This window comes from Streptomyces sp. UNOB3_S3, from assembly GCF_020740895.1.
Taxonomy (GTDB): Bacteria; Actinomycetota; Actinomycetes; order Streptomycetales; family Streptomycetaceae; genus Streptomyces.
Genome location: NZ_JAILXP010000508.1, coordinates 1 through 3,993 on the forward strand (window position 1 = coordinate 1; position 3,993 = coordinate 3,993).

Consider the following 3,993-nt stretch of genomic DNA (forward strand, 5'->3'; position numbering starts at 1 on the left):
GAGGGCCCCGGGCGGGCCCGGGGCCCTCCTCCCGCCGCGTCGGCGTCGACCTTCGCTTCGTTCACGCGTGGCTGCTCTCGCGGAGTTCGAACCAGACCTGCTTGCCGACGACGTGGAGGTCGTCCCAGACCAGCGTCACGCCAGAGGCGGTCACGAACTCGCGGGCGACGCGGGCGGTTGTGGCGGTGAATTCGTACCGCTCGGCGGGGTAATTGACCACGTCGGTTCGGTATGCGATCGCTGTTGACTGCATGGTTGCCCTCCCGGTTCGTTCGGCAACTGCCGGGGTGGTACGCCGACTTCGGCGCATGGCAGGACCATAGGGCAGTGGGCGAACGGGTTCTACGGAATCGCGTGACTCGTTCGGGTGATGAGGCTGCAGGCGTCGGCGTGGCACCATGCCGTCGCGCTGCGGACTGTGCAGATCATCCACATGCCCGGCCTCCGCCAGACGGAGGACTACGCGAAGGCCGTCTTCGCCACGGCTGTCCCCAGGCTCACCTCGACGGAACTCCGACGTCGAGTCGCTTTCCGTATGAGGCGACGCGAGGTTCTCGACCGGAACCCGCCGCTCGTCTGTACCTTCATGATCCATGAAGCAGCCGTACGGAGGCAGCTTGGAGGCGCCAAAGTCATGGCCAGGCAGCTGGAGCACGTTCTGGAGGAGTCCGAGCGCGAGAACATCACCGTCCGCGCGATTCCGCTCGCGGCCGGGGGCTTCCCCACCTCTGGTCTGTCCACGGTGTACGCCGTGGGCTCTGTACCGCAGCTCGACACGGTCCATCTCGATGTAGCCGAAGGCAGCGCACTGGTCGACGCCCAGGCTCACGTGGTCAGTTACCGGGCCATCCTTGACGAGACGGAAAGATACGCCCTGAGCCCTGACCGGACACGCGATCTCGTGCGCAAGGTAATCAAGGAAACGTGAGGCTGATGGTGTTGGGCAATCAGTGGCAGAAGTCGTCGTTCTCCACCGAATCCAGCGACTGCCTGGAATTCTCCCGATCGCTGCAAGGCATAGCCATCCGCGAGAGCGACGCCCCCACCACCGTCCTCGCGACCACCCCACCCCGCCTGCGGGCGCTCCTGGCCGCTGTCAAAGCTGGCGCGCGACCGTAGCTACCCGCCGCAGAACACCGCCCTGACGAGCGCGTCCAGCGCCTTGGGGAACTCCGCCGCCGGGTCGATCGCCGCGTCCCCCGTGGTGAGCGAAGCGGTCAGCGTCCTGCTGCCGTCGGGTGTGCTGTACATGAGCGCCCCGTAGCCCCCGGGCGGGCTGCCGTTGTGGTGGTAGACGGTGCCGTGGCCCGGGCCCAGGTCCTGGACGAACAGCCCGAGGCCGTAGCGGAAGTCGCCGCTCTTGGGGTGCGGGGTGCGCATCTCGTCCAGCAGAGGCTCCGGCAGGAGCCGGCCGCTCATCAGCGCGGAGAAGAATGTGTGGAGGTCCTCGGTGGTCGAGATCAGATCACCGGCGGCGGCCAGCAAAGAGAGGTTCTGTCGGGTGACGTCGACTACCTTCCATTCGTCCGCGTCCTGGTAGCGGTAGTAGCCGTGGGAGTGCGGCCCGGGGAGCTCCGTCCGGTTGCCCGGCACCAGGGTGCCGGGCAACCCGAGCGGCCGTACGAGCCGCCGCTGCATCTCCTCGGCGTACGAGCGACCCGTGAGCTTCTCGATCAGTAGCTGGGCCAGTGTGTAGTTGGTGTTGGAGTAGCTCCAGTCCGTCCCCGGTTCGAACCGTGCCGGCTTGGACAGCGCCAGTCGTACCAGCTCCTCCGGCCGGTAGGCGCGGAACCGGTTGTCCACCCACTCCTTGCCCGTGGCGGGTATCCCGGGCACGATCGTCCCGTCGGGGTAGTACTCGCCGGTGTAGTTGAACAATCCGCTGGTGTGTTGCAGCAGCATCCGCACGGTGATCCGCCGGTCCAGCCCGAGCTCGGGCAGGTGGTCGGACACCGGGGCGTCCAGCCCGATCCTGCCCTCGGCCACCAGCTGAAGGACCAGGGTCGCGGTGAAGGTCTTGATGGAACTGCCCGCCCAGGACAGCCCGTTCGTCGGCGGCTCGGCGGTCTCGCCCAGCTTGCGCACCCCGGCGCTGCCGACCCACTCGCCCCGTTCGTCGTGCACGCGCATCTGCACCCCGGCGAAACCGGAATCGACGAAGTCCTGGATGGCCTTCTGCAACTCCGGGCGATCCTGCCCGTCAGTGGTCTTGCTGGTCATGATGGGTGTTCCTTTCCGGAGGTCTTAGAGGCTGCGGGCGGTGATGTCGCCCTGCGAGGTGGTGGCGCGGATGTCGAGTCCGGCGGTGCCGTCGTTCTTGAGGGCGTTGCTGATGCGGCCGTAGTCGGTGCGGGCGTCCAGGGCGGCCGAGGTGCCGGGGGCGGCGACGACCGAGATGTCGCCGGACTGGGTGCGGAGGACGACCGTGCCGCGCACGGCCTCGGCGATCCGGATGTCGCCCCGTGCGGTGCTGATCTCCGCCGGGCCGTTGAGCCGGCCGATCTCCACGTCGCCGTCTGTCGCGGTGAGGCGGACGCTCGCGGCCTCGTCGACCTTGATCTGGCGGTACGCGCCCTCGAAGGTGAGGTCGCCGAGGCGTCCGACGCCCCGGAGTTCGGCGCTGGCCGCCTTCGCGTCGACGCGGGAGCCGGCGGGCAGCTGGATCGTGACCTCGATGGATCCGGAGGGGCCGAAGTACTGGCTCTTCGCCGCCCGGGACCCGATCCGCAGGACACCGTCCGCGTAGGCGACCTCGGTCTGCTCCGCCGCCTTCACGTCGCGGCTCTTGGAGGCGTTCGCGGGCAGGACCTCGACGGTGGTGACGGCCTGGTCGGCGGCGATGAACTGCACGCGCCCCGCGGGGATGTCGAGGACGGCGGAGATGGGGGCGGTGGTGGCGAACTTCTGCATGGCGCGCTCCTGGCTGCTCGGTCTGATCGGTGTTTCTGGCACCGGAAACGCTACGTTGCGTTCGCACCTCTGGCAATCAGTTCGTTGCGAGGGATATGCATAAGTGCAGGTCGGAGCCGATAAATCGTTGCAACGGTCTTACTTCTAACGCAACGTCAGCCGCCCCACGCGTTGCAATGAAGTGGAATCGAACGCTACACTGGAGGCGTCAAGCACACGCGAAGGGAGCCCCGCGATGCCGGGAGGCAGACTCACCCAGCAGGAACGCCAGCAGATCGCGCTGGGGGTGGCCGACGGGCTCGCCTACGCGGAGATCGCCAGGCGCCTCGACCGCCCCACCTCGACGGTCACCCGCGAGGTGATGCGCAACGGCGGCCCCACCGCCTACCGCGCCGACCTGGCCCACCGCGCCACCGAACGCCGCGCCCACCGGCGCAGGCAGGCCGCGCCCCAAGGGGCGCAGGTGCCGCCGCAGGCCGACGGGCGCGACACCGAGGCCGTGCGCGAGTACGAGGAGGCGTTCACCACCCTCCTGATGCAACAGGGCCTGCCCAAGATGGTGTCCCGTGTGCTGACCTGCCTCTACACCACCGACGCGGGCAGCCTCACCGCGTCCGAACTCGCCCAGCGCCTCCAGGTCAGCCCCGCGTCCGTCTCCAAGGCGGTGACGCTCCTCGACAGCCAGGGCCTCATCCGCCGGGAACGCGACGAGCGCCGCCGTGAGCGCTACGTCGTCGACAACGACGTCTTCTACCAGGGGATGATCGCGGCCGCCCGCTCCAACGCCCTGCTCGCCGAGACCGCACGGCAGGGCGTCGGCATCCTCGGGCGCGACACCCAGGCCGCCGTCCGCCTCGAGAACATCGCCCGCTTCGTCGACTTCGTCAGCGAGAGCATGGCCCGCGCCGCGGAGCAGGCCCGCGACATCCTCTACATGAAGCCCGAAACGACCTCGGGCAGCGCTGCCGAACAGTCGGCGGAACCGGCGGAGCCGGCGGGGCCCGCGCCGGATCCTTCGACCTGATCCGACCGGCCCCACCTGGCGCCGCGCCTCGCGCGCTACCGCATCAGCACCCCCGCCGC

Annotated in this window: 6 protein-coding genes; 3 read left to right on the forward strand and 3 right to left on the reverse strand. The window is 69.0% G+C overall.

Annotated elements, in window-relative coordinates; genetic code table 11:
- Positions 1-61: 61 nt before the first annotated feature.
- Positions 62-220, reverse strand: coding sequence for a hypothetical protein (locus tag K6I33_RS32655; RefSeq protein WP_229358242.1), 159 nt, complete (start codon positions 218-220; stop codon positions 62-64).
- Between the two features lie 150 nt (positions 221-370).
- On the opposite strand from K6I33_RS32655, the gene K6I33_RS32660 reads away from it, so the two are divergent.
- Both K6I33_RS32660 and K6I33_RS32665 read left to right on the forward strand, forming a co-directional pair.
- A complete protein-coding gene (locus K6I33_RS32660; protein ID WP_229358244.1) occupies positions 371-928 on the forward strand; it encodes a DUF5753 domain-containing protein in 558 nt (185 codons plus the stop codon).
- Positions 929-933: 5 nt separating this feature from the next.
- Complete coding sequence (locus tag K6I33_RS32665; RefSeq protein WP_229358246.1) at positions 934-1,119, forward strand: DUF397 domain-containing protein; 186 nt, start codon at positions 934-936, stop codon at positions 1,117-1,119.
- Here the strand turns inward: K6I33_RS32665 and K6I33_RS32670 are convergent, their stop codons facing one another.
- Positions 1,120-2,220: a serine hydrolase gene (locus K6I33_RS32670; RefSeq protein WP_229358248.1), complete on the reverse strand. Its 1,101-nt coding sequence runs from the start codon at positions 2,218-2,220 to the stop codon at positions 1,120-1,122.
- A 24-nt stretch (positions 2,221-2,244) separates the two neighbouring features.
- Complete coding sequence (locus K6I33_RS32675; protein WP_229358249.1) at positions 2,245-2,910, reverse strand: DUF4097 family beta strand repeat-containing protein; 666 nt, start codon at positions 2,908-2,910, stop codon at positions 2,245-2,247.
- Between the two features lie 235 nt (positions 2,911-3,145).
- Between K6I33_RS32675 and K6I33_RS32680 the strand changes: the two genes are divergently transcribed.
- A complete protein-coding gene (locus tag K6I33_RS32680; protein WP_229358251.1) occupies positions 3,146-3,934 on the forward strand; it encodes a helix-turn-helix domain-containing protein in 789 nt (262 codons plus the stop codon).
- Positions 3,935-3,993: the final 59 nt, after the last annotated feature.

Coding starts and splice junctions, on each gene's coding strand:
- K6I33_RS32660 (WP_229358244.1), top strand. CDS start 371: ATGAGGCTGCAGGCGTCGGCGTGGCACCATGCCGTCGCGCTGCGGACT.
- K6I33_RS32665 (WP_229358246.1), top strand. CDS start 934: ATGGTGTTGGGCAATCAGTGGCAGAAGTCGTCGTTCTCCACCGAATCC.
- K6I33_RS32670 (WP_229358248.1), bottom strand. CDS start 2,220: ATGACCAGCAAGACCACTGACGGGCAGGATCGCCCGGAGTTGCAGAAG.
- K6I33_RS32675 (WP_229358249.1), bottom strand. CDS start 2,910: ATGCAGAAGTTCGCCACCACCGCCCCCATCTCCGCCGTCCTCGACATC.
- K6I33_RS32680 (WP_229358251.1), top strand. CDS start 3,146: ATGCCGGGAGGCAGACTCACCCAGCAGGAACGCCAGCAGATCGCGCTG.